The following is a 4882-nucleotide window of genomic DNA, read 5'->3' on the forward strand; positions in this document are numbered from 1 at the left end:
AGGCTGGCCATGGCCAGCCGTGTCGGGATGGTGGCGCTGGCGATGTGCGGCGTCAGGACCACATTGGGTACCGTCAGCAAATCGGGATGCACTGCCGGCTCGCCCTCAAACACGTCCAGGCCTGCAGCAGCGATGCGCCGGTCGCGCAGGGCTGCAGCAAGTGCGGCATCATCCACAATGCCGCCGCGCGCGATGTTGATCAGGTTGGCTGTGGGCTTCATCAGCGCCAGCTCGGCGGAACCAATGGTGTGATGGGACGCGGGGGAATAAGGCAGCACCAGAACCAGGTGATCGGCCGTCTTGAGCAGCTCTTCCTTGCCAACATAGCTGGCTTTGCATTCAGCCTCCAGCATCGCATCCAGGCGGGAGCGATTGTGGTAAATCACCTTCATGCCAAATCCATGGGCGCCGCGCTTGGCAATGCCCTGCCCTATGCGGCCCATGCCCAGGATGCCCAGCGTGGCGCCATGGATATCGGAGCCGGCGAACATGTCATAGCTCCACTTGGTCCATTTTCCGGCGCGCAAATAGTGTTCGCTTTCAGTGACGCGGCGGGCCGTGGCCATCAACAAGGCAAAGCCGAAGTCAGCGGTGGTTTCGGTCAGCACGTCGGGCGCGTTGGTGGCCAGCACGCCGGCAGCCGTCATGGCGTCGATGTCGAAGTTGTTGTAGCCCACTGCCATGTTGGCGCAGATTTTGAGTCCCGGGCAGGCCGCCAGCACCTCCGCGTCGATTTTGTCGCCACCGGTGGTGAAGGCGCCGTCCTTTCCCTTGAGGCGCGCGGTGAGCTGGGCTTTGGACCAGGTCTCGTCGGCCTGGTTGGATTCGACCTCGAAATGTTGTTGCAGGCGGGCAATGATTTCGGGGAATACGGCGCGTGCGACGAGGATTTTCGGTTTGCTCATGAGGTTTCCGTTTGCTTGCAATGAAGAGGTCATTTGAACCAGATGAAGGTCATGATGATGAAGAGAGGAATCAACACCGCGCCGGACCATGCCATATAACCAAAAAAGCTGGGCATGGCCACGCCGCGCTCTTCCGCCACAGCCTTGACCATCATGTTCGGGGCATTGCCGATGTAGGAATTGGCCCCCATGAACACGGCCCCGGCCGAAACAGCCGCCAGCGTGGGCGCCAATGTTGTCATCAACGTGGCCGGGTCGCCGCCCGCCGTGTTAAAAAACACAAGATAGGTCGGCGCGTTGTCGAGAAAGGAACTCAACGCGCCGGTCGCCCAGAAGTACATGGCCGGGTCCGGCTGGCCATCAGGACGCGTCACCGCCGAGACGATGGCACCGAAAGGCCCCGCGGCACCGGCCTTGAGCATGGCGATCACAGGAATGATGGTCAGGAAAATACCCGCGAACAGCTTGGCGACCTCCTGCATCGGCCCCCACGAAAACTGGTTGTCTTTGTGCACGCTCGCTGGCGTCAGGCGCAGCGAGATGAAGGTGATTGCCAGCAGGCCGGCATCGCGCACCAACCCAGGCAGGCCGACCTCCGTGCCAAATACGGTGATGCCCTGCGGCGTCTTCCAGAACCCGCTCAACAGCACCAGGCCCACCACTGCCGCCAGCAGCCAGAAGTTGACGACCCCTTCGAAACCGACGCCGCGGGTGTCAGGGGTCGGATCGGCGGGAAACACGCCCTCTTTGGCGTAGTACCAGCGGTCCAGCAGATAAAAAATGACCAACAGGCTGCCTGCCAGGAATAGCGTTTCCGGGAAGATATGACGGACCGTCCAGAAAAAATCGACGCCCTTCAGGAAACCCAGAAAGAGCGGTGGGTCACCGAGCGGCGTGAGCGAGCCGCCTGCGTTGGATACCAGGAAGATGAAAAAAACCACGACATGCGCTTTGTGCGCGCGGTTGTCGTTGGCGCGTATCAGCGGCCGGATCATCAGCATGGAAGCACCGGTGGTGCCCATGAAACTCGCCAGCACCGTCCCGATTGCCAGGATGGCCGCGTTGACGGCAGGGCTGCCGTGCAGGTTGCCGCGGATGAAGATCCCGCCTGCCACTGTGTAGAGCGCCACCAGCAGGATGATGAAAGGAATGTATTCGGCCAGCAAGGCATGCACCAGGCTTCCCCCCGCCACGGCGAGGCCGAACACGGCGGCAAATGGAAGGAAAAACACCAGCGTCCATGCGGCGGCGACCTTGCCGAAATGGTGATGCCAGAACGAGGGCACCAGCAGAGGCATCAAGGCGATTGACAGGAGAATGCCCGCAAAGGGGATGCCCCATGCCCACGAAAGACGGCTGCCGTCAATATCGGCCGCCATGGACAAGCCCGGCAGGCACATCAAGGCCACCGCGGCAAAGTTGCGCAAGAATTTCATTGAATCTCCTCAGGCGATTTCAAAAACCTGGCGCAGATAGGCCAGGTATTTTTCGTCGTCGCACATGTTCTTGGAAGGGGTGTCGGACAGTTTGGCCACCGGCTGGCCGTTGCAGCGAATCATCTTGATGACGATCTGCAGCGGCTCGTAGCCCAGGTCATTGGTGAGATTGGTACCGATGCCGAACGCCAGCTGGCAACGGCCCTTGAACTGCTGGTAGAGCTCAATGGTGCGCGGCACCGTCAGGCCATCGCTGAAAATCAGCGTCTTGGTTTTGGGATCGACGCGGTTTTTTCCATAGTGCGCGATCATCCGCTCGCCCCACTGGAAAGGGTCTCCGCTGTCATGCCGCGCCCCGTCGAAAAGTTTGCAGAAATACATGTCGAAGTCGCGCAGGAAAGCGTTCATGCCATACACATCCGACAGAGCAATGCCGAGGTCACCGCGGTATTCTTTGGCCCACGACTCGAAACCAAAAACCTGGCTGTCGCGCAGGCGTGGCCCCAGTGCCTGGCAGGCCTGCAGGTATTCATGCGCCATGGTGCCCAGGGGCGTGAGGCCCAGCTTCATGGCAAACAGTACATTGCTGGTGCCGGCGAGCTGGCCCTCCGGGCCTGTACCGAGCCGGGTGACCAGGGTGCGCAGCACTTCCTCGTGCCAGGCCTTGCCAAAGCGGCGGCGCGTGCCGTAGTCCGCGATCTTGAGCGCGCCCAGACCGCCAGCCTGCAGTTCACGTATCTTGGTATCCAGCCTTCTGCGTCCTTCGGTGACATCAGCCTTCTTTTGCGTGTTGCGAAAGTAAACCTCGTTGATGATGGCCAGCACCGGGATCTCAAAGAGGATAGTGTGCAGCCAGGGGCCCTTGATGGACACGTCGATCTCGCCCGAAGGCAAGGCCGTGACACTGACATACTTTTCGTTGAGCCGGAAGATGCCGAGGAAGTCGACAAAATCACTCTTGATGAACCGCATGGCCTTGAGATAAGCCAGTTCGGCATCCTGAAACCGCAGGCTGCACAGCCCGCGGATTTCTTCGCGTATCTCGGTCACATAGGGCGCCAGATCGCCGATGCCCGCGGCGCCGGCATTGCGGCACTTGAAGCGGTACTCCACCTCCGCACCCGGAAATTGGTGCAACACCACCTGCATCATGGTGAACTTGTACAGATCGGTATCGAGCAGGCTGGTGATGATCATGGGCACGTCCGTAAATCCATTTTTCGGGCGAATTGCGGCACTGAGCGCAGTGAACATTCGCTATGCAGCGGGGCCCGCAATCCTGTGTACCGAAGTACATTCCGGTTGCTGCGCTCCGTGCGCCTTGCACTTCATCCCGAAAACGAAGTTTCAGTGGAGACTAACTTGTACCCAAGTTATGTCGGAACTAAAAACTGGATTTCCGGACGTGCCCAGCGCCGCCTTGAAACACGCTGGCTCAGGTGCCCAGGAAATCCACTTCGAACAGCAAGGTGGCATTCGGAGGAATCACACCGCCTGCCCCACGCGCGCCATAGCCGAGCTCCGCCGGAATAACGAGGCGACGTGTGCCGCCCACCGACATGCCCTGCACGCCTTCATCCCAGCCGCGGATCACTTGCCCCGCGCCCAATGAAAACTCGAACGGCTGGCCGCGGTCCTTGCTGGAGTCGAACTTGGCGCCCTGGACGCCGTTGTTATAGAGCCAGCCTGTGTAGTGAACCTTGACATGCTGTCCCGCCTTGGCGATGGCGCCGGTGCCCAGCACAGTGTCTTCGTATTGCAGGCCGGAAGATGTGGTGGTGAGATTCATGGTGAGGTCCTTCTAAAACAGGTGAAAACAAAAAAAACAAAGCCCAAACAGGCAAAAAGGAATCGGGTCTTTTCGCGAATCCCTGACTTTACCCGCAACGCTAATCCTGCCGGCGAGTGCGGGGATGCAGCGGCGCCGCTTCCAGCTTCTAGTCAAGCCATGTGGTGAATTCGGAAGCAGGCACCCGGGGTGTGCGGAAGGTGTTGACGAGGGCCGTCTCGTCGGCATGACCCAGCGCCATGCCACACACCAGCATTTCCTCGCTACCCGCACCGATGTGCGGAAGAATGATCCGGGAAAATCCGTTCCATGCAGCCTGCGGACAGGTGTGCAGGCCCAGGCCGCGCGCGGCCACCATGAGGTTTTGCATGAACATGCCGTAGTCCACCAGCGAGCCCCGGCCCATCACGCGATCCAGCGTGAACATCAGGCCCACGGGCGCATCGAACAGCTGGAAGTTACGGTGATGCTGCGCATGCATCCTGTCCTTGTCGCCCTTGGTGATGCCCAGCAGGCCGTAGAGGCCCCAGCCGTTCTCACGGCGACGGTCAATATAGGGCGATACCCATTTTTCGGGGTAATAGTCGTATTCCTCTTTGTACCCGGCGGYCAGCGCGGGGTTGGCGTACAGCGCGTCATGGGCATTGCAGACTTTTTCCACCAGCGCATCACGGCTGGCGCCCTGCAGCACGTAAACCTTCCAGGGCTGTGTGTTGGTGCCAGAGGGGGCGCGGCTGGCGACTTCCAGCAGG

5 protein-coding genes are annotated in these 4882 nt (G+C 60.3%); all 5 read right to left on the minus strand.

Features of this window, described 5'->3' with window-relative positions; genetic code table 11:
- The coding region (locus tag AC1D0Z_RS16070; protein WP_477659222.1) for a 2-hydroxyacid dehydrogenase at nucleotides 1-905 on the minus strand (905 nt) is incomplete at its 3' end.
- A 29-nt stretch (nucleotides 906-934) separates the two neighbouring features.
- Nucleotides 935-2341 carry a sodium:proton antiporter gene (locus AC1D0Z_RS16075; RefSeq protein ID WP_477659223.1) on the minus strand — a complete coding sequence of 469 codons (1407 nt, stop codon included), beginning with the start codon at nucleotides 2339-2341 and terminating at the stop codon, nucleotides 935-937.
- A 9-nt stretch (nucleotides 2342-2350) separates the two neighbouring features.
- On the minus strand, nucleotides 2351-3538 hold the full coding sequence (pncB, locus tag AC1D0Z_RS16080) for a nicotinate phosphoribosyltransferase (protein ID WP_477659224.1): 1188 nt from the start codon (nucleotides 3536-3538) through the stop codon (nucleotides 2351-2353).
- Between the two features lie 238 nt (nucleotides 3539-3776).
- The gene (locus AC1D0Z_RS16085; RefSeq protein ID WP_477659225.1) at nucleotides 3777-4130 is read right to left on the minus strand and encodes an FKBP-type peptidyl-prolyl cis-trans isomerase; all 354 of its coding nucleotides are present in this window, start codon (nucleotides 4128-4130) and stop codon (nucleotides 3777-3779) included.
- Between the two features lie 148 nt (nucleotides 4131-4278).
- Nucleotides 4279-4882, minus strand: a 604-nt coding sequence (locus tag AC1D0Z_RS16090; protein WP_477659226.1) for a nitroreductase, incomplete at its 5' end; no start/stop codon positions are given.

The sequence above is a fragment of the Polaromonas sp. P1_E3 genome (assembly GCF_056405935.1).

Bases quoted from the DNA above. Each gene is read 5' to 3' on its own strand.
- AC1D0Z_RS16075 (WP_477659223.1), bottom strand. From the start codon at position 2,341: ATGAAATTCTTGCGCAACTTTGCCGCGGTGGCCTTGATGTGCCTGCCG.
- pncB (WP_477659224.1), bottom strand. From the start codon at position 3,538: ATGATCATCACCAGCCTGCTCGATACCGATCTGTACAAGTTCACCATG.
- AC1D0Z_RS16085 (WP_477659225.1), bottom strand. From the start codon at position 4,130: ATGAATCTCACCACCACATCTTCCGGCCTGCAATACGAAGACACTGTG.